The 25,525-nt window shown below is 30.8% G+C and carries 26 protein-coding genes; 1 reads left to right on the top strand and 25 read right to left on the bottom strand.

Annotation, left to right across the window (positions count from 1 at the left end):
• Positions 1-14: 14 nt before the first annotated feature.
• The 12 genes from UF10_RS08190 to UF10_RS08135 all read right to left on the bottom strand — a co-directional run bounded on the left by UF10_RS08190 (position 15) and on the right by UF10_RS08135 (position 8,295).
• A complete protein-coding gene (locus UF10_RS08190) occupies positions 15-557 on the bottom strand; it encodes a F0F1 ATP synthase subunit delta (protein ID WP_106777315.1) in 543 nt (180 codons plus the stop codon).
• Complete coding sequence (gene atpF / locus UF10_RS08185; protein WP_106777314.1) at positions 557-1,057, bottom strand: F0F1 ATP synthase subunit B; 501 nt, start codon at positions 1,055-1,057, stop codon at positions 557-559. The genes UF10_RS08190 and atpF overlap by 1 nt, the downstream gene beginning before the upstream one ends.
• A 44-nt stretch (positions 1,058-1,101) precedes the next feature.
• Entirely contained in the window at positions 1,102-1,362 is a 261-nt protein-coding gene (atpE, locus tag UF10_RS08180; protein WP_106777313.1) for an ATP synthase F0 subunit C, read from the bottom strand.
• A gap of 101 nt (positions 1,363-1,463) precedes the next feature.
• On the bottom strand, positions 1,464-2,174 hold the full coding sequence (gene atpB, locus UF10_RS08175) for a F0F1 ATP synthase subunit A (protein ID WP_106777312.1): 711 nt from the start codon (positions 2,172-2,174) through the stop codon (positions 1,464-1,466).
• 3 nt (positions 2,175-2,177) lie between these two features.
• The gene (locus UF10_RS08170; RefSeq protein WP_106777311.1) at positions 2,178-2,567 is read right to left on the bottom strand and encodes an ATP synthase subunit I; all 390 of its coding nucleotides are present in this window, start codon (positions 2,565-2,567) and stop codon (positions 2,178-2,180) included.
• 4 nt (positions 2,568-2,571) lie between these two features.
• Positions 2,572-2,805 (bottom strand): AtpZ/AtpI family protein, encoded by a 234-nt coding sequence (locus tag UF10_RS09525; protein WP_278309097.1) that lies wholly within the window; start codon positions 2,803-2,805, stop codon positions 2,572-2,574.
• A gap of 324 nt (positions 2,806-3,129) precedes the next feature.
• A complete protein-coding gene (gene upp / locus UF10_RS08160) occupies positions 3,130-3,759 on the bottom strand; it encodes a uracil phosphoribosyltransferase (protein ID WP_106777310.1) in 630 nt (209 codons plus the stop codon).
• Positions 3,760-4,036: 277 nt separating this feature from the next.
• Complete coding sequence (gene rpiB / locus UF10_RS08155) at positions 4,037-4,480, bottom strand: ribose 5-phosphate isomerase B (protein WP_106777309.1); 444 nt, start codon at positions 4,478-4,480, stop codon at positions 4,037-4,039.
• Positions 4,481-4,647: 167 nt separating this feature from the next.
• Positions 4,648-5,688 carry an L-threonylcarbamoyladenylate synthase gene (locus tag UF10_RS08150; protein WP_106777472.1) on the bottom strand — a complete coding sequence of 347 codons (1,041 nt, stop codon included), beginning with the start codon at positions 5,686-5,688 and terminating at the stop codon, positions 4,648-4,650.
• A 156-nt stretch (positions 5,689-5,844) separates the two neighbouring features.
• Positions 5,845-6,909 carry a peptide chain release factor 1 gene (prfA, locus tag UF10_RS08145; protein ID WP_106777308.1) on the bottom strand — a complete coding sequence of 355 codons (1,065 nt, stop codon included), beginning with the start codon at positions 6,907-6,909 and terminating at the stop codon, positions 5,845-5,847.
• A gap of 317 nt (positions 6,910-7,226) precedes the next feature.
• Positions 7,227-7,562 (bottom strand): AzlD domain-containing protein, encoded by a 336-nt coding sequence (locus UF10_RS08140; protein ID WP_106777307.1) that lies wholly within the window; start codon positions 7,560-7,562, stop codon positions 7,227-7,229.
• The gene (locus UF10_RS08135; protein ID WP_106777306.1) at positions 7,555-8,295 is read right to left on the bottom strand and encodes an AzlC family ABC transporter permease; all 741 of its coding nucleotides are present in this window, start codon (positions 8,293-8,295) and stop codon (positions 7,555-7,557) included. Before UF10_RS08135 ends, UF10_RS08140 begins: the two co-directional genes overlap by 8 nt.
• A gap of 360 nt (positions 8,296-8,655) precedes the next feature.
• Between UF10_RS08135 and prmC the strand changes: the two genes are divergently transcribed.
• A complete protein-coding gene (gene prmC / locus UF10_RS08130) occupies positions 8,656-9,540 on the top strand; it encodes a peptide chain release factor N(5)-glutamine methyltransferase (RefSeq protein ID WP_106777305.1) in 885 nt (294 codons plus the stop codon).
• 125 nt (positions 9,541-9,665) lie between these two features.
• On the opposite strand, the gene rpmE is transcribed toward prmC, so the two are convergent.
• The 13 genes from rpmE to UF10_RS08065 form a co-directional block, all read right to left on the bottom strand.
• The gene (rpmE, locus tag UF10_RS08125; RefSeq protein ID WP_106777304.1) at positions 9,666-9,866 is read right to left on the bottom strand and encodes a 50S ribosomal protein L31; all 201 of its coding nucleotides are present in this window, start codon (positions 9,864-9,866) and stop codon (positions 9,666-9,668) included.
• A 148-nt stretch (positions 9,867-10,014) separates the two neighbouring features.
• Positions 10,015-11,610, bottom strand: coding sequence for a transcription termination factor Rho (rho, locus tag UF10_RS08120; protein ID WP_106777303.1), 1,596 nt, complete (start codon positions 11,608-11,610; stop codon positions 10,015-10,017).
• Between the two features lie 135 nt (positions 11,611-11,745).
• Positions 11,746-12,639: a UTP--glucose-1-phosphate uridylyltransferase GalU gene (gene galU, locus UF10_RS08115; RefSeq protein ID WP_106777302.1), complete on the bottom strand. Its 894-nt coding sequence runs from the start codon at positions 12,637-12,639 to the stop codon at positions 11,746-11,748.
• Between the two features lie 75 nt (positions 12,640-12,714).
• Positions 12,715-13,695, bottom strand: coding sequence for a Ppx/GppA phosphatase family protein (locus UF10_RS08110; RefSeq protein WP_242969084.1), 981 nt, complete (start codon positions 13,693-13,695; stop codon positions 12,715-12,717).
• 11 nt (positions 13,696-13,706) lie between these two features.
• Positions 13,707-13,946: an RNA-binding S4 domain-containing protein gene (locus UF10_RS08105; protein ID WP_106777300.1), complete on the bottom strand. Its 240-nt coding sequence runs from the start codon at positions 13,944-13,946 to the stop codon at positions 13,707-13,709.
• Positions 13,947-14,311: 365 nt separating this feature from the next.
• Positions 14,312-14,590, bottom strand: coding sequence for an HU family DNA-binding protein (locus UF10_RS08100; protein WP_106777299.1), 279 nt, complete (start codon positions 14,588-14,590; stop codon positions 14,312-14,314).
• 138 nt (positions 14,591-14,728) lie between these two features.
• Complete coding sequence (locus UF10_RS08095; protein WP_242969083.1) at positions 14,729-15,676, bottom strand: SAM-dependent methyltransferase; 948 nt, start codon at positions 15,674-15,676, stop codon at positions 14,729-14,731.
• Positions 15,677-15,863: 187 nt separating this feature from the next.
• Positions 15,864-17,480: a putative polysaccharide biosynthesis protein gene (locus tag UF10_RS08090; RefSeq protein WP_106777297.1), complete on the bottom strand. Its 1,617-nt coding sequence runs from the start codon at positions 17,478-17,480 to the stop codon at positions 15,864-15,866.
• Between the two features lie 178 nt (positions 17,481-17,658).
• Positions 17,659-18,735 (bottom strand): peptidylprolyl isomerase, encoded by a 1,077-nt coding sequence (locus UF10_RS08085; protein WP_106777296.1) that lies wholly within the window; start codon positions 18,733-18,735, stop codon positions 17,659-17,661.
• A 12-nt stretch (positions 18,736-18,747) separates the two neighbouring features.
• On the bottom strand, positions 18,748-22,155 hold the full coding sequence (mfd, locus tag UF10_RS08080; protein WP_106777295.1) for a transcription-repair coupling factor: 3,408 nt from the start codon (positions 22,153-22,155) through the stop codon (positions 18,748-18,750).
• A gap of 17 nt (positions 22,156-22,172) precedes the next feature.
• A complete protein-coding gene (pth, locus tag UF10_RS08075) occupies positions 22,173-22,733 on the bottom strand; it encodes an aminoacyl-tRNA hydrolase (protein ID WP_106777294.1) in 561 nt (186 codons plus the stop codon).
• A gap of 415 nt (positions 22,734-23,148) precedes the next feature.
• A complete protein-coding gene (locus UF10_RS08070; RefSeq protein WP_106777293.1) occupies positions 23,149-23,883 on the bottom strand; it encodes a prepilin peptidase in 735 nt (244 codons plus the stop codon).
• 45 nt (positions 23,884-23,928) lie between these two features.
• Complete coding sequence (locus UF10_RS08065; protein WP_106777292.1) at positions 23,929-25,008, bottom strand: type IV pilus twitching motility protein PilT; 1,080 nt, start codon at positions 25,006-25,008, stop codon at positions 23,929-23,931.
• Positions 25,009-25,525 lie beyond the last annotated feature (517 nt).

Below are 25,525 nucleotides of genomic sequence, written 5' to 3'. Positions count from 1 at the left end.
GTTCACCACCATTTCTATGATATTACTTGAGATAAGATTTCACTTAAATCTCCAAGTCTTGACTTGACAGTTCCATCTATCTCTTCGTTTCCTATTTTTACAAGAACACCACCAAGTATGTCCTTGTCTATCTTGTTAGTAAGTCTTACATCCTTATTATATTTAGCAGAAAGTTTTTCTTCCAATTCTGAAATCTGTTCTGTACTTAAAGCTATAGCTGTAAGCACCTGGCCTTCTGCGATATTAAACTTATCATTCAGCATTTGTTTGTATGCCTGAACAATTGATGATAGTTCAGTAGTTCTATCACTATCTATCAGTACCATCAAGAAGTTTTTAGAGTCTTTAGAGACTTTATTTGCAAATAATTCACTTGCAACCCCTCTTTTTTCACCCTTTGCTATAAATGGTGACCTTAGTACATCATAAAGATTTTCATTTGAACTTATTACATCATTTAAATCAACTATTTCAGAGTATATTTCGGAAGCCTGATTCTGCTCGTCCGCTAATTCGAACAATGCTTGAGCATATCTACTTGCTACCTGACTAATCATTATTTAGCATCTCCTACGTCTTTAATAAATTCATCTATCAGCTCTTCATGCTTTGACTTATCAATATCTTTTTCTATTACCTTAGATGCAGCTAAAAGTGCAATACTTGATATTTCACCCTTAACATCATTGTAAGCCTGTTTTCTTTCTTTTTCTATGTCTGCAGAAGCCTTTGTTTTAATGTTTTCAGCTTCATGCTTAGCTTGAGAAATAATTTCAGAAGATTTTTCTTCTGCTCTTCTCTTTGCCATCTCAACTATCTGCTGACCTTCACTTCTGGCAGTACCTACCTTAGTTTCGTACTCTGACTTGAACTTTAGGCCTTCTTCCTTCGCCCTTTTACCATGTTCAATATCATTTTTAACATCTTCTTCTCTTTCGTCCATTATTTTCATAACTGGCTTAAAAAGTAGTTTTCTTAATATTAAAAACAATACTAATGTATTGGCTAAAGTAATAAAAAGCTCAGGTGTCAAGCCAACTAACGGCTTAAATTCCATAGTTCTTCCCCCTTTCTAGTATTTTCAAACCTCATTTGATTTGATTACTTAATCCAAGGGTTAACGAATATAAGTAATATAGCGATTACTAGACCATATATAGCTGAAGACTCTGCAACTGCCTGACCTAGTATCATTGTAGATACGATATCACTCTTTGCTTCTGGCTGATTACCTACTGCTTCAGCACCCTTACCTGCAGCGTAACCCTGACCGATACCTGCACCAAAACCTGTAGCTACTGCAATACCTGCACCTATAGCTGAACCTGCGATTGCTATTCCTAAACTCATTCCTTCTAACATTGTGTTTTCCTCCTGTTTACTTATTTTCTTTTAATAAAGTTTTTATTTATATAGTTTTAACTATACTAGCGTTACTTTCATTTTTTAACTTGTTCTTCCAACTATTCCTCTTCTGGAACAACACTACTAACAAATACCATTGTTAACATTACAAATATAAATGCCTGTAGGGATCCTGCAAAAAGGTCAAAATACATATGAAGAGGGACTGGTATTAAAAACTGTCCTACTGGGATACTCATATGCGGTATTAAAGTTGAAATATATTGTAATAAGCTGTAGACCAATCCCATAATTATTGTTCCACCAAGTATATTACCAAATGGACGGAAACTTAGTGAAATAGGTCTTGCTAATTCTCCTATAATATTAAGAGGGGCCATTAATGGCGTTGGCTCTATAAGTGATTTGAAGTATTTTGGACCATTGAACTTTACTCCCATTACATAAATCATAAAGAATGTTATTAATGCCCAACCTACTGTTGTATCCAAGTCAGTAGTTGGGGACTTAAGTGCTAAAAGTCCAACCAAGTTCGAAGATAAGAAGAACAACATTATTGTTCCTATATATGAGGTAATCCAAGGAACTCTAGATGTAAATGTTTCACCCATAGTTTCGTTTACCAAATTCCTAAGGGAGCTCACTGCCCACTCAAGGAAATGTTGTCTCTTACTTGTTGGTACCTTCTTTAGATTTCTAGTCATTATAAAGGCTGCTATAATTAAAAGTAACATTATAACCCACTGTACGACTATTGTTTCACTAATCTTTAGATTCCCCAAGTAAAGGACATATCTGGCTTGATCCATATTTTATTCCTCCTTTCTCTTAATTTTTTTAAGCACTAGCTGTTGTAATTTTATTACTAAGCCTGTACTAATTAAACCCAATGCTACTGTATACACGCTGATACTTTTATTTACTGCTGCAAATACTAATATCACTGCATATAGGGTAAGTCTTAACATATACCCAAACATAGCAGCAACACTGGCTTTTCCTTTATCTTTATCCACCAAATCAACAACGTTTTTGGTAAGCATTAGCAAGGCCAAAATAGAGACCAAACTACCTGCCAGCAAACCGCCGACCGTGGCAAAGGACAATTTCTTTATGATTAACATAATTAATATAATTACACAATCATAAATTCCAATTCCAATTAATATTTTTTTAATATCATTAAGTATTTTGCTATCCAAGGCATCACTTCCTTTTCTTTATATATGATTCTAGAGTTCTATATAAACTAACAAAAGCGCTACCTATACCAAGCAATATGAATATAATTGCAAATAAAGGTGAGGTATTTAGTCTTCTGTCAAGGTATATACCCACATAAGTACATCCAAAAACGCATATTATTACTATTAATCCAAGTTGTGTAAGTAAAGATAGAGACTTTACTATTTGAAACCATTGTTTTTTATTCAAGATCACTCTCTCCAATTTTTATTTTTTTAAAAAAGTACTATTTCAAACTTCCTACACGAATTACATTTTATCACTAAATACAATTATATTCTATCATTCTAACAATAATTTTACATGCAAATAGACAACTTCTTCTATTATATCTTTCAAACATTTAAATTCTTCTAAATAAAAAGTCTTTTTGAAAAATCTAAAGCCCTTTTAATATGCTCAAAGCACTTCTTAAGATGAAAATCAATATTTATAAATAAGTTAGCATTAATGGTAAAATGTAACATAATAATTCAGAGGCTGTATGATATAGTATATCATACAACCTCTGCAATTCAATTATTTTGTGCCAAATAGTCTATCCCCAGCATCACCTAGTCCTGGAACTATATATTTATGATCGTCTAGTTTTTCATCAACTGAAGCGACATATATATCTACGTCTGGATATTTACTATGAACTTCTTCAATTCCTTCTGGGGCAGCAACAAGATTTATAAGTCTTATATTCTTTGCACCCTTTTCTCTTAGTAGTTCAATTGCTGCTGTAGCTGAACCGCCTGTAGCAAGCATTGGATCTACTAAAAATACTTCTCTTTCTCCTATATCCTGTGGTAACTTGCAGTAATATTCAACTGGCTTACAAGTTTCTGGATCTCTATATAGGCCAATATGTCCAACTTTTGCAGCTGGTATTAGACTTACAAATCCGTCAACCATTCCTATTCCTGCTCTTAAAATTGGTACTATTGCTAACTTCTTACCAGCTAAAATTTTAGAATTTGTTTTTCCAACTGGTGTATCTATTTCTATATCAGTTAAAGGTAGATCCTTTGTAACTTCATATCCCATTAACATTGTTATTTCTGTTAATAGCTCTCTGAAATCTTTTGATCCTGTATCTTTCATTCTCATCAATGTCAACTTATGCTGAATTAAAGGATGTTCTGTGATTATTACTTTGTTCATAGTATGTGTCCTCCTAAATTTATCTATCTATTCTTTTTATTTTCATTTGTCTTTTTTAAAAATATATCGTGGTTATTATAATTCTTTTTCTAAGATTATTCAATAGTATTTTAAGATTTTCTATATATTATTTTAATAAATTAATCATATCACATATATAGACTTATCCTATACTTTTAAATTTTAACGATATAAAAATTTCTTTTATAAATAATTTCCTATATTGATTCAATAACAATAAAATAATTATTGTTCTAACTTGAAGCTTTTTACTTATTTACTTAGCTGCCTCTATATCCATTATCTTGTCAATTCTATTTTGATGTCTGCCAGCTTCAAACTCTGAATTTAAGTATGCATCCACTATATCAATTCCAAGACCTATTCCTGTTACTCTTTCACCAAGAGCTATCATATTGGCATTATTGTGTGCTTTTGTCATTCTTGCTGAGAAAGTATCTCCAACAGTTGCACATCTTATTCCCTTAACCTTGTTTGCAGCCATTCCTATTCCTATTCCTGTACCACATACTAATATTCCACAATCTGCCTGACCACTTGCCACTGCATCTGCAGCTTTTTTAGCATAATCTGGATAATCTACTGAATCTGTAGTATAGGTTCCAAAATCTTCTACCTTGTAGTTATTTTCCTCAAGATGCTTCTTAATTGCGTTTTTTAAGTTTAGACCACCATGGTCACATGCTAATGCAATTTTCATAATAACATTTACCTCCATTATTTTTTATCTTACCTTTTTAACATTAAATTAAACTTAATAACATATGTTATTTTAGCTTTTTTAGTAAATCTATTTTTAAAATAAAGTAAAATCTTTGTTACTGCAAATTTTAAATATATTTTGTATTAATTTGCATTATTTTTCTATTAAGCTTTTATAATTCTATACCCTGCTGACTTTTTTAATCTATTCATAATAGCAACTCCTACGCCTTTTTCTTCAAAACTTTCTGCATAGGCAATATCTATTCCTTCTTTATCTAACTTTATCAACTCATCAAATAAATTATGAGCTGCCTCTTCATAATTGTTGCCAAGGTCAAATGTCTTTGCCTTATAAGAATCTAAATTCTTACTCATGCATAAAACACCTGTTTTCAATCCTTTTTTTGAATTTTCATCTATTAATTCATTTATCTTTGAAATTCTACTACTATCATCCCCAGATACTATATATACCTGTGCATCTGGTGAATAGTGCTTATATTTCATACCAGGTGCCTTGGCCTTAATATTATCATCCTTATTCATAAGTGATGGATCTATCTCTACTTTCCCTAAAACTTCTCTTAACATTTCAAGCGTAACACAGCCTGGTCTTAAAACTAGAGGATAGTCTCCAGATAAATCTACAATTGTTGACTCCACTCCAAAGTTACACTCTCCACCTATTAATATCGCATCTACTCTTCCCTTCATATCCTCTATGATATGTTCAGCTTTTGTAGGCGAAGGTTTGCCAGATATATTTGCTGAAGGAGCTGCAATAGGAACTGCTGCTGCCTTTATTATTCTTCTTGCAACTTCATCTGACGGCATTCTAATAGCAACAGTATCTAATCCACCGCTAGTTCTATCTGGTATCACTGACTTTTTCTTAAATAGTATTGTAAGTGGACCTGGCCAGAATTTTCCCATAAGAAGTTTTGCTTTTTCATCCACATTTTCGACTAAATTATCTACTTCTGAAATATCTGAGACATGAACTAAAAGAGGATTGTCACTTGGCCTTCCTTTTGCAGTATAAATCTTTGCTGCTGCATCTTCATCTAGTGCATTTGCCCCCAAGCCATATACTGTTTCAGTGGGAAATATAACTGTTTTTCCCTCTCTCAACATTTTTCCAAATTCTTCTATAATATCCATATCAATATCATTTGGATTTATAGTTTTTATTATCGTTTCCATAATTTTTGGCAGATTCTCCAAATATGCTCAGTGAGGAACTGCCCATCCTCCTTCCAACTATAAGTATATAGTTACTTAAAATTTCTAAAAATTCCTAAAAAAAGACTCTGGCTTATAAGCCAGAGTCTCAATTAGAAAATTAATTTACACAATCAATTAAAATGATGACATCTTTTCTGTCTGGTCAACTGTTATTAGCGCATCTATCATTTCGTCTAGATCGCCATCTAGGAATGAATCCAGCTTATATAGTGTCAAGTTTATTCTGTGATCACTTACTCTACCCTGAGGGAAGTTGTAAGTTCTTATTCTCTCTGATCTATCTCCTGTACCAACCTGGCTCTTTCTTTCTTCTGCAATACCCTTTTGTTGTTCTGATAAGGCCTTATCATAAAGCCTTGCTTTTAGAACCTTCATAGCCTTTTCTTTGTTCTTTAACTGAGATTTTTCATCCTGACACGATACTACTTCTCCTGTAGGAACGTGTGTTAGTCTAACAGCGGAGTCAGTAGTGTTTACACACTGTCCACCATTTCCAGAAGCTCTAAATACATCTACTCTTACATCTTCTGGGTTCAACTGAATTTCTACATCTTCTACTTCTGGAAGTACAGCAACTGTTGCTGTTGATGTATGTATTCTACCGCCTGATTCAGTTGATGGTATTCTCTGAACTCTATGTACTCCTGATTCATATTTAAGTCTTGAGTAAGCGCCCTTACCCTTTATCATAAATGAAACTTCCTTAAATCCACCAACACCTGTTTCATTTGAACTCATAAGAGTTGTTTTCCATCCTCTTCTTTCAGCATACCTACTGTACATTCTAAGTAAGTCTGCAGCGAATAGTGCTGCCTCATCACCACCTGCACCACCTCTAACTTCAACTATTACGTTCTTTTCATCATTAGGGTCTTTCGGTACTAGTAGAACCTTCAATTCTTTTTCTACTTCCTTTAAACTTGCTTCCGCTTCAGATAACTCTAACTTTGCTAGTTCTCTTAAATCTTCATCACTTTCTTCTTCTAGTATTTCCTTTGATTCAGCAATCAAATCACTAGCCGCTCTATATTCTTTATACTTCATAACAATTGGTTCTAGTTCAGAAGTCTCTTTCATTAGCTTTTGCCAAGTTGGTTGATCACTAATTATTTCTGGATCTGCAACTTTTTCGCTCAGTTCCAAATATTTATCTTCCAAAATCTTTAGCTTATTTAGCATTAATTTTCACCTTCCTATATAAATTAAATATCCGATATATCACAAAAAAACTCTTGTAATTTCATCTTTCGTTCCTAAACATAATCAATTAAATATTATAACATAAATACCTGCTTAAAACAATAAATAAGCATTAAAATTTCAATGTTTTCATTTAATTTTTACTTTTTATTTACTTTTTTTAATAAATAAAACTACTAAGCTTATTTAAAAATTTCTTTTAATCTTTTACTTTATAATCTTTTCTCTATATGCAAAATTGAATTTCAGTAATACTGTTTTAAATTAACCATATTATTAAAGCTATCAGAAAAATTTTAAAAGTTCGATTTAATAAGCATAGCTATAATTATTAAAATACCACCTGAGACCACAGATAAACCAATATTTCTATACTTTATAGAAATCCCTATAACTAAAAGCATAGGCAGAAGTTTTATATTTTCAGTTGATAAAAAAACTTTCCCATCTTTAAAAAATATATCTTTTACAATTAAAGCCACAAAAACTCCTATTGGAATATATTTTATAAATCTCTCAAATTCCTTCGAAGTCCCTTTTTCACCTAAAAGAGCAAAGGGTATATATCTCATAGCAAACATTGCAATAAAGGATATAAATATTATTCCCATCTTTAAAACTGTATTAGTCACAAATATTCTCCTTTCTATGCTTAGAATCTAGCTTTCCCTTTCTCTCCAATCTTTTATCTATAAAATATCCAATACTAGTAACTATTAGGGCTATTATTATTAGATCAAGTCCCCCTTGATATACACTTAATATTGCAAATGACACAATAATAGATATCAATAGCATCAAGAAATCAAGCTTTTTTTCTATCTGAAGTACTGTCAATATTATAAACATACTCGACATCATAAAAAAGCCCAAATCAAGAGGTATATCAATCAATTGGCCAAATAATCCACCTAAACCATTTCCGATTAGTCCATATAAACAGGCGAATAAATTGAGATATAGGGCACAATCTCCATCCCACTGTTTATCTTTTTCATAACATATCTTGTTGATTGCAAAGGTTTCATCGGTGACAAATTGTGCAAATAAGACTCTTTTCTTCCCTTTTAAATCCTTTGTATTATTTACAAGAGAAGAACTATACATTATATTTCTCAAATTACTTATGATAATAGTTGCAATTAAATATATTGATATTTGTGGATATATTCCAGCAGATAACATATTTGCTGCAATAAATACTGCACTTCCTGAAAATATTAGACAAGACATCAAAAGTATCTCAATTAAATTGAAGCCACTTTTTTGTATCATTGCTCCCCCCATAAATCCCAAAGAGATATAGCCAAAAGCTATTGGGATTGACATTTTAAATGCTTTATTTATCTTTTCTTTTCTAAACATAACACTCCTCTATTTGATTGTTTTAATCCATTGTATACAATATCCTTCATTTTTGTTATTTTCTGAATACATTTATTAGTATTTCTATAACTCTATTATACTATTAATTCGTCTCTTTTCTCAATCTTAAGTTGCTTTTTTATAAAAATATAATCTTAATATATTTAGCCTTTTTATTATTTTTATACTTTGCCTTATAAAAATATAGTATACTTATATATTAGCACAGTATATAAGTACATCTTTATACTTGCCCTTACTAAAAACAAGCAATGAAAATCATCTTTTTTCTAATAAATAAACAATGAATTTATTAATTGTTTATTCAATTGTTCAAATAGCATATATAAGGAGAATAAAATGAAAAAATTAAAGAATATAATCGCCGAATACACTGAAAAACTAAAGACTTCAAGCCCTACTGCTAGATTGGATGTGGAATTGCTTCTTTCTAATGTTTTGGGATACGATGATAGAATACAACTAATTATGAACTATGAAAAAGTTTTAGAAGAAAATCAATTTAAAAAATTTATAGATTTATTTGAAAAGCGTATGAATAAAATGCCAATGGCATATATTTTTAATGAAAAAGAATTTATGGGATTTAACTTTTATGTAGATGAAAATGTTTTAATTCCTAGGCCTGATACTGAACTTATAGTAGAGGAATTAATTTACCATATAAATAAATTTACTCCAAAGAATAAAGATCTCAAAGTTTTGGATATGTGTGTAGGTTCAGGTGCTATTATAATTAGCTCTGCCAAACTAATAAATGATAAAGATAATGTCAGTCTATATGCTGTTGATATTTCAAAAGAAGCTCTCTCAATCAGCAAGAAAAATGCTCTAAATTTAAATGCAGACAATATAACTTTTATACAAAGCGACCTCTTTTCATCTAAAAATCTAGATCCTCTAAAGGGTAAACTTGATATTATCGTATCAAATCCTCCCTATATAAAAGAAGATGTCATTGAAAGCTTAGAAAGTGATGTAAAGAATTTCGAGCCTATGATTGCACTATCGGGCGGACAAAGTGGTATGGATTTCTATAATAAGATTATTGAAGACTCTAGAGAATTTTTAAAACTTGATGGTATACTAATATTTGAATCTGGTCATGATCAAGCTGAAGATATTATTTTTAAGATGAAAGAATGTGGATTTACAGATATATATAGCAAAAAAGATATTCAAGGTTTTGACAGAATGGTTGCTGGAAAACTTACTGATAAATAGTATTATATTTTAAATGCCGTGTGTACACATGGCATTTAAAATATAAATAAAAAATAGCGTACCCAAAGTACGCTATCTCAATGTAATATGTAAATTCGAATTTAAATATTGATTTACGTGAAATATTATTCCATGTTGAATCTCTTCTTGAACTTGTCGATTCTACCACCCTTTTCGATATTCTTCTGCTTACCAGTGTAGAATGGGTGACACTCAGAACATATTTCTATTCTTATTTCGTCCTTAGTTGATCCTGCCATAAAAGTGTTTCCACATGCGCAACGTACTTCAACTTCCTTGTAGTTTGGTTGTATATCCTTCTTCATTATAATTTCACCTCTTTCTAATTTTCTTTATTTATTATTCCGGATTTAGAAATCCCTTAAATTCAACTCCCTTATTATATCATAATAATAAAGTGAATTCAACAGCTTTATCAATACTATTGTAAAATTATTTATTTAAAGTATTGTATTATATGAAATTAATTTTTTTTATTATTTCTATAAATTCTTTATTATTTCTTGTTTTTTTCATCTCTTCAATAACTTTATCTGTTGCATTTTGTGCGCTTTCATCACTAAACATTCTTCTAAGCTTATATAGTACTTCCATCTCTTCACTAGTTAAAAGTAAATCCTCACGTCTAGTTCCTGATTTATATACATCTATAGCTGGGAATATTCTCTTTTCAGCTAGCTTTCTATCAAGATGAAGCTCCATATTTCCCGTTCCCTTGAATTCCTCAAATATTACATCGTCCATTCTAGATCCGGTATCTACAAGAGCTGTACCTAGTATAGTAAGAGACCCACCATTTCTAATATTTCTAGCTGCACCAAAAAATTTCTTTGGACCATGAAGAGCTCCTGGATCTATACCACCAGATAAAGTTCTTCCAGTTGGGCTTATTGTTAAATTATAAGCTCTAGCAAGTCTAGTAATACTATCTAGAAGTATTACCACATCTTCACCGTGCTCTACTAATCTTTGAGCTCTATTTAAAACCATCTCTGCCACTTTTACATGATGAGACGATACTTGATCAAATGTGGAATATATTACCTCGCCATCAATTGATTCCTTCATATCTGTTACTTCTTCAGGTCTTTCATCTATTAAAAGTACTATCAATTTCATATTAGAGTGATTTATAGATATACTATTTGCAATTTTTTTTAAAAGAACTGTTTTACCAACCTTAGGTGGAGCCACAATCAATCCTCTCTGCCCCTTGCCTATAGGTGAAAATAAATCTATTATTCTAGTTGAAATATTATCTTCTGTAGTTTCCAGAACTAGCTTCTCATTTGGATAGATAGGAACTAGTTGCTCAAATGATTTTCTATTTCTTCCAGAAGATGGGTGATCTCCATTTATATAATAAATATACATAAGACCCTTAAATTTTTCGCTTGGATTTTCTGGTTTTGTAACGCCTGTTACAAAGTCCCCTGTTTTAAGTCCAAACTTCCTAATCTGATTTGGAGATACATAGATATCATTTTCTGTTGACAGATAGTTTGTACCTCTCAAAAATCCAAATCCATCGGGAAGTATCTCTAATACTCCCTCTGCCTTATTTTTTTCCGTCATATTAGGTGGAGTAGAAAACTGTGTCTCAGAATTTCTTCTTTCATTGCCATTTTGCACTCTATACTCATTGTTGCCTTCATAGGAATTATTTTTATAGTTACTTTCACTACTATTTTTCTGATTATTATATTGTTTAAAAACATTTACAGAAGAATCTTTTTCCCTATATGGCTTTCTAGATGAGATGCTATTTTGCTTTTCAGCCTCTTCTCTAGCTGAAGCTTTCCTATCATAAGATTTTCTGTCTTCAGGACTGTCCTCTTTCTCTTTATTTTCAGTAAAAGATACTCCTGTGTATTCTTCAAGTTCTCTTAAATATTCTTTATTACTCTCAACAATATCTAATATCTGTTCTATTAAATCAGCCTTTTTATAGGTAGTCACTGATTTCACATTAAAGTTTTTACCCATAATCCTAAGTTCAACTATACTTTCTCTACTTAATAATTCACGATAGCTTTCTCTACTGCTCATATATTCACCCCCTTTGTTGCTTAATTACCCATTATTACGCTAATTGCAAAAGCAACGCTTGATATAGCAAACATCATTGCTATCAAAACTGCTACTATCTTATTTATCGTTTTGCCTTTTTTCTTTGACATCCTATTACCTATCTTCCTTCTTTTTTTCACATATATTTATAATATAATTTAAAAATTCATCCTTAAGCTCTGGTCTTTTTAATGCAAAATCAACAGTCGCCTGTAAAAATCCCTGCTTGTCTCCCAAGTCATATCTTTTTCCCTCAAATACATAGGCATACATCTTATTTTTTTCACTAAGTTCCTCTAATGCATCTGTAAGTTGAATTTCACTATTTTTCCCTGGAGGCAAATCTCCTAGTATATCAAATATCTCTGGAGTAATAATATATCTACCAAGTATTGCCACATTTGAAGGTGCCTTGTCTGGATCTGGCTTCTCTACTAGAGCCTTTACATCATAAACATCATCTTCTATCTTGACACCATCAACTATACCGTATTTATTGGTATTTTCTCTTTCTACTTCCTGCACTCCCAAAATTGTAGTCTTATACTTGTCATAAGCATCTATCAATTGTTTAAGGCAAGGTTTACCGCCCTCATTATCGACTATATCATCACCAAGCATTACGGCAAATGGTTCATCTCCAATAAAGTATCTCGCACAATATATAGCATCACCTAATCCCTTAGGTTCTTTTTGTCTTATATAATGAATGTTTACCATATTTGATATATTTCTTACTACTTCAAGAAGTTCTTTTTTACCTTTATTTTCAAGTTCTAATTCAAGTTCAACAGACTTATCAAAATGGTCTTCTATAGACTTTTTATTTCTTCCTGTAATTATTAATATTTCTTCAACACCTGATGCTACAGCCTCTTCAATTATATATTGTAGAGTTGGCTTATCAACAATAGGGAGCATTTCCTTTGGCTGTGCCTTTGTAGCTGGAAGAAACCTAGTTCCCAATCCTGCCGCTGGTATAACGGCTTTTTTAACTTTACTTATCATAAAATTTAACCCCCATCCTTTTCAATTATTATTTTTAATATAAAAGATTCTTTCAAAATAAGATTTAGATTGCTTTTATATGTTTTTACTTTGAATATTTTTTAATACTAATCCCTCAAGATTATCAAATTCGCTAATCTCTATAAACTTCATATTTAGACTTCTCATTATGGATTCTAATATAAGCTCTCCTGATAAAATAATTTCTGCTCTTTTTTTCTGTAAAGCAGCTATTTCTCTTCTCTGATTCAAGTTCATAGATTTTATATTTTCGATTTGATTTTTTAGCTCAGAATATTTGACGACACTTGAGTGAACTTTTTCCATAGAATATACTTCTAGATTTTGATTAATTGCTGAAACAGATGTAATCGTACCACCTATTCCTATAAGCTTAAGTTGCTTAAAATCAAATTTTTCCGATAATTTATCACTTTCAAATATTTGTTTTAAATCACTAACTATAGAAAAAACATTTCTTTCTATATGAGTTTTCGCTTTATCTAACTCTTGCTCGCTCTCAGGCATACTTGTAAAAAATCTTTCACTAAGAGATAAGGCTCCTAGGTCAATACTTTTTCTATAAAATATTTCAGATTGATCTCCTAATATAAATTCAGTAGATCCGCCTCCAATATCTATTATCAAAATTGCCTCATCTTCTATCTTAATTCCACCTATCACTCCAGTATAACCCAGCAGTGCTTCTTCTTCACCTGAAATTACATCTACATCAACATCAAGTTTTAACTTTGCCTCTTTAATAAAAACATCTCTATTTTTTGCATTTCTTAAGGCAGCAGTTCCCATACATAAAATTTTTTCACAAGCATATTCTCTAGATAAATCTACAAACTCTTTTAAAGACTCGATATTATTTTTTATCGAATCTTCACTTATAAAACCTGACTTATCTATACCTTGACCCAACCTAGTTGTGTTTACATATTTTTTCCTTTCCAAGAAAGTATTATCTCTTACTTCAGATAATAATAATCTCATGGAATTTGTTCCTATATCTATTGTAGCGTATCTCATTTTATAGCCCACCTTCACAAGTTTACCTGCTATATTGATTCATATAGTTCTTTTGCATCATTTTTTAAAACATGTTCCCTTATTTCTGTTATTCTATACTTTACCACTTTTTCACCAAAAGTCAGCGTAAGAATATCCCCTACCTTCACTTCAGATGATGATTTGGCTACTTTATCATTTATCTGAACCATTCCTTTTTCACAAGCTTCCTTAGCAACAGTTCTTCTTTTTATAATTCTCGAAACTTTCAAATACTTATCTAATCTCATGGCTCTCCTTTAACTAAAATACATATGCATTAATTATAACACATTCATAGATATAAATATCATTATCTATTTTTAATAAATATTATAAACTAGCATTATACTTTTTTTATACTTTCACTCTATTTTTATTACTATTTTATCATAGATTTCTTAATATAAACCCAAGATTCTATAAAATCTAGTATTTTTTTATTTTTTATAAATTTCCCAAATAAGTATATTCCCACAAAGTAGAAAAGTCATATATTTTATCGAAAAATATCATTATAAAGAAATAAAAAATAGTATTGAAAAGGAAAATCTTTTACAATACTATTTCTAAATCAAATATAAAAAGTTTTAAATACTTTTTAAAAAAGTAATTTTTACTTGTTTACTAATTCTTTAAGACCCTTACCTGCCTTGAATACTGGAGCCTTTGAAGCTGGTATTTCTATTACTTGATCAGGCTTTCTAGGGTTTCTTCCAGATCTAGCAGCTCTTTCTCTTGTTTCAAATGTTCCGAAACCTACTAACTGTACCTTTTCACCAGAAACTAGAGTTTCTTCAACAACCTTCATAAAAGCATTTAGAGCTAATTCACTTTCCTTCTTTGTTAAATTACTCTTTTCTGCCATCTTTGCAACTAATTCTGCCTTATTCACAATAATTACCTCCCGTAATGTTTTTCTTATTTTTACAACTTAAATATCTACAATTCTTTCTAGTTGACAAGTTTATTATACATAAGTTTTGGCTATTTTTCAATGTTTTTTCTCAATTTTATTATTGTATATAGATATTTATCTATCACTTAAACTAATGCATACGCTATCACAGACCTCTTCAAAATCAAAGTAACCTTCTTCTATTCCTATCTGAGAATGCAACACAAGATCATATAGCACCTTCCCTAAGGACTCTATCATTTCTTCTATATTATCATTTTCAACAGAAGACATTAACGCTTTAGAGTCAATACCCAATTTTTCTGCAATATCAACATATCCAAGTGATTTTATTTTCATATCTTCTTGTCTCAAATCTTTAACTAAATCCTTAAGATCAAAAATATCCTTGAATCTTTTTTTATTAGATTTCTCTATAAAAAGGCTTGTCAAATGATCAAATTGATTTTTATCTCTATCCAGTTCACTTAAGCTCATTTTTTCCTTGAACTCTTGACCCTTGATACCTGCTGATCTAACTAAATATATATCTTGATCATCTTCATAGTATTCCATAAGTTTAATCTTAATATTTGAAGCTATAAATCTATCATATACTTGCGTAATAATAATATTTGATCCACAATCCAAATCTCTTAGCCTTACATCAAATGCATCTAAAAGCCTAAATCCTTCAGATGGATCAAACTTAAGATAATTATACATAGCATCTATAAAGCTCATAGAGGCTATTACATCTACTTCTATATCCTCTTCTTTTGCATACTCTTCTATCAGTACAACTGTACTCTCAGCTACTCTAGGATGTCCAGGGACAGCATATATTATATCATTTTCTCGTCCAATATCAATTATTTTTTTTGCTATTTTTTCATATACTGCTTCAAAGTTTTCTCCATCTTCATAGTAGGAGTCAAAACTTTCATATTCAATATCCAATTTCTCTAATATCGGGTGATTTTCTGTCCTCATATAGATATTTTTAGACTTTTTTAATTCTTCCATTGCACTAAAGCTTATCTGAGAGATATCTCCTGCACCAAGCCCAACTATTGTTATCATAATATACCTCCTTTAATTAATACTTAACTATTAAAATAAAAGTAGGGATCGTACAAGATACTGCACAATCCCTATATTTTTTTATTATTTTCTATGTAAATTGCTAAAAGCCATAAATATAATCTCAAAATAATACAAATTTTTTATATTATTTTAAAAGATCAATATTTACTTTGTCAATCTAAGTCTATCTTACTAACTTCATCTTTTTTAACTTACTCAATATTTTCTTACCCTTAGGCATTGCCAATATTTCATCTTGTGAGATGCCACCAGAAGCGAGTAGTACTACTATATATATTACACCACCAATAGCTATAGATATTAAAGTAGCAATTTTAGGATTTATAAACATACTCAATCCTACATAAGAATATCTTGCTCCTATAAACATAACCATTACTGTTAGTAAAGGCTTGATAAAGAACTGCATTTTATCAAACTCTATATCTAGTGCTTTTTTAATATATATATATTCAATTATGGCCGCTATCATATAAGAAATTACTGTACCTATTGCAGAACCTAATATATTGAATGCTGGCATAGCTGTAAGAGTGTAACTTATAACTATCTTTCCTGCTATTCCACAAAGTAGAGCATATACTGGTATCATTGGCTTTCCCATACCCTGTAATATACCATTAAAAGTATATAAAAGACCTAGGAAAATACATCCTGGTGCAAGGGTAAACAACATAAGCCCCAAAACTTCTGCAGGTTGCTTTGGATATAATAGACCCATTATTGGTTGCGATAAAGCTGCCAAACCAAATGCACATGGTAATACCAAAAGTAGAGTAATCTTAAACGCTAACTTTGCATTGTGCCTTGCTTCATTAAACTTTTTAAGCGTATATGATGCTGATATTGCTGGTACAAGACTCATGCCAATAGCTGTAGTAAATATCATAGGCATAACTATTATAGGCATTGACATTCCTGTAAGCTGACCCAACATAGAGTTTGCAGCCATATTAGAATAGCCCGCTACTTCAAGTCTAGATATCACTATAACTGTATCAACAACATTAACTAGAGGCATAACACATGCTCCTATACTTATTGGAATTACAACCTTAATAATTGTCTTTACTATAGAAGATGTCTTCTGTTTAACATATCCCACACTTTCTTCCATCATTACTTTTCTTTTTTTGGCGTCTTTCATATATACCATTACCAAGAATAAAAATGACGTAAATGCTCCTATAGTAGCTCCTGATATACCACCCGCAGCACCTAGCTTAGGTCCAAACTGTGCCATTAGCATATAAGCTAATATGAGCCCCAAGAATACTCTAAAAACCTGTTCGATTACTTGAGATATGGCTATCCTACTCATCTGCTGATATCCTTGATAATATCCTCTATAAGCGGACATCGAAGGTACTATCAAAAGTGCTGGAGCAATTGCCCTCATAGCTGTAACTGCATTTGGATTGTGCTGAATATTAGTTACTATATAGTCAGCTCCAAAAAATAAAATTAGAAACATCACAAGTCCTGTTATAAATAACATTAAGTGAGTCACCTTAAATATTTCATTTGCTCCCTTATGATTACCTAGGGCTGCTTGCTCAGAAACAAGCTTAGCTATAGCCGTTGGAAATCCTGCCGTAGCCAGAGTAAGAAATAGAGCATATACTGGATAGGCCGTCTGATAATATCCCATACCTTCCGCACCTATAAAATATCCCAAAGGTATTCTAAATATAGCACCTAAAATCTTTATAATAATCCCAGCAGCACCTAAAATCAAGGTACCCATCAAAAAGGAATTCTTTTTATTACTTATCTCCATTTTGTCCTCCTATTAAATTTTAACTTCAAATTCACAATAGATATTATACCATATAAATGCTATTTTATCCCCCAAAATCGCATATTTCAGGCTATTTTAATATATCAATACAGCAATTAATCGTCCAACTATAAAAAGGCCAACATAGTTAAACCATGCTAGCCTTTTCTTTTTTTAGTTATTTCTTTTCTTCAATTTTCTTTGTATCTTTCTTTTCTTCAGTTTTCTTTGTATCTTTCTTTTCTTCAGCTTTATTTGTATCCTTCTTTTCTGCTCCTGTTGAACCGAATGGGACTTCCTTTATTTTATCCTCAAACTTTTCAACCTTTGCTGTATCTTGAATCTTTGATATCATTTCTTGACTGTTTTTCTGAGTTAATTCTTGCTTCATTTCAGCCTTAACCTTATCATAATCTAGCTTAATTTTTTTATTTACCTTGATTATATGATATCCAAATTGTGTTTCGACTGGTTGAGATATTTCTCCTTCTTTCATTGAAAAAGCAACCTTTTCAAATTCTTCTACCATAGAACCCTTAGAAAACTCACCTAGAGAACCACCAGATTCCTTTGATCCTGGATCCTGTGAATATTCCTTTGCTAACTTAGCAAAATCTTCACCACTTTTGGCCTTTTCATATACTTCATCAGCCTTTTTCTTTATTTCAGCTTTTTTCTCATCTGGATATGTTTTACCAGTTTTTTCATCTGTAGTTACTAAAAGAATGTGTGAAGCATCTATTTTTTCACTGTTTTCATCATAGTACTTCTTCAGTTTCTTTTCATCTGGTGTTGATTTCTTTTCAATAAATTTTACAACGCCTGTTATTGTAGCAGCCTGCTTAGCATAGTTATCCATAAACTTTTCATCTAAACCACTTTTAGCAAATGATTCTTTTGCCTTAGCATCTTCAAACATCTTTTTGTTTTGAGCCTTAAAATCTTCTAATTGCTTTTGATCTGGCTTAATATTATTTTTTTCTGCATACTGTAAAAATATCTGACTCTGAACAAGCGAGTCCATAACTTGATTTTTTATAGTTTCTTGGTACTTAGGATCTTGCTTTTTCATAGTTCCCCAGATATCATCACCATACTGAAGCTCAGTTATCCACTTGCTAAATTTTAGCTGTTCTTCAAATTCCTTAGTTGTAATTTCTTTTCCATCTACTGTAGCTACTGCATTATTTCCAGTACATCCTACTGCTGATACACCTACTACGCAGGCTAACAAAATAGCCAATAGTTTCTTCAAAATTTTTTCCTCCTAATTTTGATTTTTTGTTTTCTGTCTCTTACAGAAACCTTCCAACATATTTACTAGTTCCATCACTATATCATATCCACTAGCCTCTTTTGATTCATATTTTGTAAAAGGCATTAGATCAATAGTTTGACCAGTTTGTTTTACCTTATCTATCTTTAGTCTCTTACATAGAGATTTAATGTAAGCAATATTTAATAATGTTTGTGTCTCTTTTGGAATGTCAGAGAATCTATCCTCCAACTCTTCTTGCATTTCATACATATCTTCCTTATTATCAATTGTTGCTATTTTTTTGTACATTTCTAACTTGATAATTTCATCTTGAATATAGCTAGAAGGTATATAGGCGTTGACAGTTAATTCTATTTCAACATCTATGTCTTCTACTATTTCCTCACCCTTTATCTTAGAGATAGCTTCATTTAACATCTTAACGTATAATTCATAACCAATTATCGCCATATGACCATGTTGTTGAGCACCTAGGACATCTCCTGCTCCTCTTATTTCAAGGTCCCTCATTGCAATTTTAAATCCTGATCCAAACTCTGTAAATTCCTTTATAGACTTTAGCCTCTTTTCTGCAACTTCACTTAATACCTTATTTCTTTCATACATAAGATATGCATAGCCTTGTTTAGAGCTTCTTCCTACACGACCTCTTAGCTGATATAACTGGGCTAGTCCCATCTTATCTGCATCATATATAATCATAGTATTTGCATTGGCTATATCCATTCCTGTCTCAATAATAGTTGTACAAACTAAGACGTCAAACTCTTTTGATAGAAATGAAAGGACAGTATTTTCTAGTTCCTTAGAAGACATTCTACCGTGTGCTACACCAATCCTTGCATCTGGTACTAGCCTTCTTATTCTAGATGCCATCTCTTCTATACCTTCTACTCTATTATAAACAAAGAATACCTGACCACCTCTTGCTAATTCTCTATGAATTTCATCTTGTATTATACTGTCTTTTGCCTCTATAACATAGGTCATTACAGGGTACCTTTCCAGCGGTGGCTCTTCTATAATACTCATATCTCTTATTCCACTCAAAGACATATGTAAAGTTCTAGGTATCGGAGTAGCTGATAGGGTCAAGACATCAACATTTGCCTTTATCTGTTTCAGGGATTCTTTGTGCTTTACCCCAAAACGCTGCTCTTCATCTACTACAACAAGACCCAGCTTTGGCATATCTATATCCTTAGATACTATACGGTGGGTACCTATCAAAACGTCTACTAGACCTTTTTTAGCATCTTCAATAATTTCTTTTTGTTGCTTTGCTGTTCTAAATCTACTTAAAACTTCAACCCTTATAGGATATCCATCGAATCTCTCGGTAAATGTATTGTAGTGTTGTTGTGCAAGTATTGTAGTCGGAACTAAAACAGCTACTTGCTTTCCATCTGTTACAGCCTTAAAAATTGCTCTAATAGCTACCTCTGTTTTTCCATAACCAACATCACCACATACCAGCCTATCCATTACCTTAGCAGATTCCATATCTTTTTTGGTTTCTTTTATTGCTTTTAACTGATCCTCTGTTTCTTGGTATGGAAATCTATCTTCAAACTCTTTTTGCCAAACAGTGTCTTTAGAAAACTTATATCCCTTTCTACTTTCACGTTTTGCGTATAAGTCTATAAGTTCCTTGGTCATATCGTCAATTTCTTTTTTAACTTTTCTTTTTGCTTTTGACCATTCACTTCCACCAAGCTTATTGAGTCTTACCTTTTCTACATCGCCACCGATATACTTTTGAACTTTGTCCATCTGGTCTATTGGAACATATAGGCTATCCCCACCCTGATAAACTACCTTCAAGTAATCCTTTTTTATTCCAGCAACACTAATTTGCTCTATACCTGTATATTTACCAATACCACTGTTTTCATGAACAACATAGTCCCCTACATTTAACTCTATGAAAGAGTCAATTTTTGTCGAGTTATTTTTCTTCTTCTTTTTCTTTTTCTTAACTCCTATTTTGTTGGAGCCCACCATCTCTTTATCTGTTATTATCTGAAACTTAATATCTGGATACATAAATCCTTGACTAATATTTGCAGATGTAACAACAATCTGAGATGTCTTTATTTCTAGATCTCTTTTAATTGAATATATACTTTCAATTCCATTTTCAGACAATAAATTGTGAATCTTCTTTGCTCTTTCTGTTGTAGCAGTCGCAATAACTATCTTATATCCTATGTGTCTTAGTCTTTTTATTTCTTCAATAAATAGATCTAGCCTTCCCTTATAGCCAGGGATATCTCTACTATTTAAAGTGAACTGCTCTTTAATGTCCACATCATTGACTATTTTTGGTAAAAGCGAATTAAAGATTGCTTTTCTATTTTTCAATCTATATACAATATCATACATTGAAAATAATAAATTACCCTGAGTTTTTAAAGCCAAACCTCTCTCTAAATTTAGAGTGTAGTTATCTTTAAATTCTGAGGATAAATTCTTATATCTTTCCTTGCCATGAGCAATATCATCTACAAATACTACTGCGTCATCACTTAGATATTCTATTAAACTCTCATACTTTCCATCGTATAAATATTCTATATAGTTTTCAAGTCCATCAAAATATTCTTTTCTTTCTATCTTTTCTATATTTCTCATTATATCCAAATCTGTGGAGTCACTTGTTTCTGATTTAATCTTTTCAACTCCTACACTTACATCTTCTGGATATATAAAGTCTCTTGAAGGAGTAATTGTTACCTTCTTCATTTTATCTACGGACTTCTGTGTATAAACATCAAATTCTCTTATTGAATCAATTTCATCGTCAAAAAATTCAAGTCTGATAGGATAATCATATAAGAGAGTAAATATATCTACTATACCACCTCTTACACTAAATTGCCCAAACCCTTCAACCTTGCTCACTCTTTGATAACCTAGATGGACCAAACTTTTTGATAAGCTCTCTATATCAACCGTCTGTCCAACTTTTAAATTAAATACATTATCCATAATAATGCTTTTTGGCACATATTTTTTTGCAAGTACATCTGTATATGTTACCAAGATTATTTTTTCTTTCTTAAACAACTTAAAATATGTCTTCAGTCTTCTAGCATCTAATTTTCTGTCCCTAGCATCTAAACTATAAAAAAGGAGTTCATTTGTACCAAGAAACTCTACCTTGCTTTTCATGTATACAGACAACTCTTCATATATTTTTTTTGCCTCATATTCTGTATTTGCAACGTATAGCATCTGTCTAGATGTATTTTTGTAAATAGAATATGCAATATTGACTTTACTTGCTGGAAGAAGACCATTAATTTGAATATTACCCTCTTTTTTCGAGAGTGATTCTATCATGTTCGTGTATTCTAAGCTATTTTTTAAAGAACTAATTAATACATCTTCCATTTTAATCACACCATACCTTAACCATTATATTTGTTCATAGCTGGCTCAATACCTGAGCTTATAATCTCTTCTACTGTCAATACCGCTCTATCCAAACTCTCATCAAATGCCTTTGAATCTTCTTTAGATAGTTTTGACAATACAAAATCCGCCAAATCCCACCCTTCAGCAGGCTTTGACACCCCTATTCTAATCCTTGGAAATTCTTGTGTAGATATGCTCTTTATTATTGATTTCATTCCATTGTGAGAGCCTGCGCTACCCTTTTTCCTTATTCTTAACTTTCCAACATCTAAGTCTATATCATCATACATAACTATTAAATGATCATATTCTGGCTTAAAGAACTGACATACACTCACTATAGACTCACCACTTAAATTCATATATGTTTGAGGCTTTACCAAAACAACCTTTTCTGAGTTGATTCTTCCTTCTCCAATTAAAGCTTTGTGCTTTAACTTATCTATTTTTATACCGTGCTTGTCCGCCAATCTATCTATCGCATCAAAACCAGCATTATGTCTAGTATGTTCAAATTTTTTACCAGGATTTCCTAGTCCTACTATTATATACATTTTATCTTAACCCTTCCTAAATTATTTTTTAAATTCAGATAATATCAATTTTATAATCAAAAAAGAGATATTTATTCAATAAATACCTTATATTTATAAGAAACTTCATTAATAAAAAATAAATTTATAAATCCAAATATTAATATTCAATCACTACAATAATATAGGATTTATTATTAAATAGATCTTCAAAAGATCCTAAGCTCTACTAAGCTATATACCCAAATAATCTATTTAATAGTCTTTAACTCCTATTTATCTATACTTTGGCTCATTTTTTTAATAATAGCCCTAAATTTTCTAAAAAATCTATCTCAATACTATTTTTTAAGTCATCCCATTAAGCTTAAAATCTATATATTTATTTTTTATGCTCGAATTATTAAAGTTCCACAATTTAATTATATAACAATGTTTATAGACATAAAGAAATCAAAAATCCAACAGAAATAAACGGAGTGAATGAAATCAAACCGTTAAAAAAACTCTTCTTATCAAAGATTCTCAAGAATATACAATACAATCCAGAAAATATAAATGATGCAAAAAATATAAAAAATGAAATAGATACATCAGTAAAGCTTGCTATAAAGGAAAAGTATAAAACATCTCCCATCCCCATTGCCTCTGTACTCTTGGCTATCACATAAGACACTAGAAACAAAGCTATAGATCCATATATATTTCTTTTTATATCTTCAAATAGGTAGCTTAGATGATTAAAATAAATCCCTAATTCTCCCTTATTAAATATGCCCTTTTCAATTTTTCCATATAAACTTGCTATCTTTTCTGTAAAAGTGCAATTCAACCCTATTGGAGAGTACTTCTTTATATAAACTATGTCTATTATTATAAATGTTAATACTATCCCTACCTGTACTATAATACCACAGATTAGGTCTTCATCAAACACCAATCTGAATTTTGTGTCTGTATAAGAAACAATAAATAATATAGGTATAGAAAATATAATCCTAAGCAAATAGTAAAAGTCCATACAAACAACTATACAATATTGAATCATAATTGATATTACTAGAAAAACAGCTAGCTTTTCCATATTATTCAACTCTATACCTCTATTATCTAAGACTATATTTACAATAATAACTTCAAATAATGCTAGAAATAAAAAATAAGCATACATAAATAGCTACTCCTCTTTAAATATATTTTCTTTTTACTTATAATTTTAATATATAGCTTTTGCTTTAAATAAAGAATTTTCAGAGCTTAAAATATCTCTAATTCTATCTGAATCAATACAGTTAGACTCTAGCTGATCTTTACTAATTTTCTTTTTTTCATATAATTTTATTAATTCTCTATCCATAGATAGCATACCCTTTGAGAGATTTGTCTCTATATAATTAGAAATTTGATTGCTTTTATTTTCCTTTATCATATTGCAGACAGATTTATCTACTATTAGAAGTTCTGTTATCGGTGAAAGTTCACCATCAATTAGTATTAAACTTTGCGATACAATTGCCCTTAAAACAAGGCTCAATTCATACTTTACCTTTTCTTTTTCATCAGAAGGAAACATTGCAATTATTCTTTCTACAGTAGCTGCAGCCCCTAGTGTATGTAGTGTACAAAAGCATAAATGCCCAGTTTCCGCTGCTCTAATAGCCATTTTAATCGTCTCTTCATCTCTTACTTCCCCAACAATTATAATATCTGGATCTTGCCTAAGCGCTGACTTGAGAGCAGTAGAAAAGCTATGACTGTCCAAACTTATCTCTCTTTGAGTAATTAAAGAAGATTTACTTTCAAAAATATATTCTATCGGATCTTCTATTGTTATTATATGCTTATTATAGTTTAAATTTATATACTCAATCAAAGCCGCCAAACTTCTGGTTTTGCCCGATCCAGTAGGACCTGTAATAAATACTATTCCACTTGAATATTTCGTCACATCCAACAAACTTTCTGGTAAGCCCAACTCCTGCACTGACTTTATCTTCATTGAAATCTTTCTAATAGTAATTCCTAGCCTTTTTCTATATAAAAATATATTTCCCCTATACCTAAAATCTCTATGCTCAAATGCAAAATCAATTTCTTTTTTACTGTCTAATCTATTTAATAAAGTTTCCTGATTTATAGAATTTAAAAATTCTTCAATATCAAAAATATCAATAACATATTTTGTATAGATTATTTTACCCTTATATCTAAAAGCAAGCTTTTTACCTTCTCTAATATGTATATCTGAAAAATCTAAGTCCTCATACTCGTCTATTACTTTTTTTATTATAGCCATCTTCTAAATACACTCCTTCTATACAATTATTTCCTATATGTGCTGACTTTATATATCTGTTAACTTTCTAGAAACACATAGCAAGTACACTTATAAAACCTTCTTATTTATAGAAACCTTTTAAAGCCTCTTATTTTATAAAAAACTTTCAGCTTGCTAACACCTCATATTCTATATCTATCAAATATCCATATAAAAATCGATTAAATATCCATATCAAGTATCAATATAAAAAACCTATCAAATATTTACTTAAATAGCTTATCTACTCTTAGTCGCAAATATATTTTGTCCTATAGTGGCAAAACATATTTTAAAATAAATAAAGAATCGTGGAAAAATATATTTTAAAATAGATTAATACTTCTTTATATTAATATAGTCAAAAAATATTTTTTATAACAATTTTTAAGATCTTTTAAAAGAAAAATCGATAATATTATATCTATTTAATATCTATTTTTTATATTTATAGAATATGACTACCCTTAATCCACTTTCAAATATACTTTAAATT

It is taken from the genome of Peptostreptococcus russellii, from assembly GCF_003012055.1.
GTDB lineage: Bacteria > Bacillota > Clostridia > Peptostreptococcales > Peptostreptococcaceae > Peptostreptococcus > Peptostreptococcus russellii.
Note: the sequence above shows the minus strand (reverse complement) of the source record. Positions and strands in the feature narration are given on the sequence as shown.

What these genes read in the sequence shown, in the direction of transcription:
- UF10_RS08190 (WP_106777315.1), bottom strand. Translation starts at nt 557, where the DNA reads ATGATTAGTCAGGTAGCAAGTAGATATGCTCAAGCATTGTTCGAATTA.
- atpF (WP_106777314.1), bottom strand. Translation starts at nt 1,057, where the DNA reads ATGGAATTTAAGCCGTTAGTTGGCTTGACACCTGAGCTTTTTATTACT.
- atpE (WP_106777313.1), bottom strand. Translation starts at nt 1,362, where the DNA reads ATGTTAGAAGGAATGAGTTTAGGAATAGCAATCGCAGGTTCAGCTATA.
- atpB (WP_106777312.1), bottom strand. Translation starts at nt 2,174, where the DNA reads ATGGATCAAGCCAGATATGTCCTTTACTTGGGGAATCTAAAGATTAGT.
- upp (WP_106777310.1), bottom strand. Translation starts at nt 3,759, where the DNA reads ATGAACAAAGTAATAATCACAGAACATCCTTTAATTCAGCATAAGTTG.
- rpiB (WP_106777309.1), bottom strand. Translation starts at nt 4,480, where the DNA reads ATGAAAATTGCATTAGCATGTGACCATGGTGGTCTAAACTTAAAAAAC.
- UF10_RS08150 (WP_106777472.1), bottom strand. Translation starts at nt 5,688, where the DNA reads ATGGAAACGATAATAAAAACTATAAATCCAAATGATATTGATATGGAT.
- prfA (WP_106777308.1), bottom strand. Translation starts at nt 6,909, where the DNA reads ATGCTAAATAAGCTAAAGATTTTGGAAGATAAATATTTGGAACTGAGC.
- UF10_RS08135 (WP_106777306.1), bottom strand. Translation starts at nt 8,295, where the DNA reads ATGTTTAGAAAAGAAAAGATAAATAAAGCATTTAAAATGTCAATCCCA.
- prmC (WP_106777305.1), top strand. Translation starts at nt 8,656, where the DNA reads ATGAAAAAATTAAAGAATATAATCGCCGAATACACTGAAAAACTAAAG.
- rpmE (WP_106777304.1), bottom strand. Translation starts at nt 9,866, where the DNA reads ATGAAGAAGGATATACAACCAAACTACAAGGAAGTTGAAGTACGTTGC.
- rho (WP_106777303.1), bottom strand. Translation starts at nt 11,610, where the DNA reads ATGAGCAGTAGAGAAAGCTATCGTGAATTATTAAGTAGAGAAAGTATA.
- galU (WP_106777302.1), bottom strand. Translation starts at nt 12,639, where the DNA reads ATGATAAGTAAAGTTAAAAAAGCCGTTATACCAGCGGCAGGATTGGGA.
- UF10_RS08105 (WP_106777300.1), bottom strand. Translation starts at nt 13,946, where the DNA reads ATGAGATTAGATAAGTATTTGAAAGTTTCGAGAATTATAAAAAGAAGA.
- UF10_RS08095 (WP_242969083.1), bottom strand. Translation starts at nt 15,676, where the DNA reads ATGATAACAATAGTTGGGCTTGGTGCAGGAGATATCTCTCAGATAAGC.
- UF10_RS08090 (WP_106777297.1), bottom strand. Translation starts at nt 17,480, where the DNA reads ATGGAGATAAGTAATAAAAAGAATTCCTTTTTGATGGGTACCTTGATT.
- mfd (WP_106777295.1), bottom strand. Translation starts at nt 22,155, where the DNA reads ATGGAAGATGTATTAATTAGTTCTTTAAAAAATAGCTTAGAATACACG.
- pth (WP_106777294.1), bottom strand. Translation starts at nt 22,733, where the DNA reads ATGTATATAATAGTAGGACTAGGAAATCCTGGTAAAAAATTTGAACAT.
- UF10_RS08070 (WP_106777293.1), bottom strand. Translation starts at nt 23,883, where the DNA reads ATGTATGCTTATTTTTTATTTCTAGCATTATTTGAAGTTATTATTGTA.
- UF10_RS08065 (WP_106777292.1), bottom strand. Translation starts at nt 25,008, where the DNA reads ATGGCTATAATAAAAAAAGTAATAGACGAGTATGAGGACTTAGATTTT.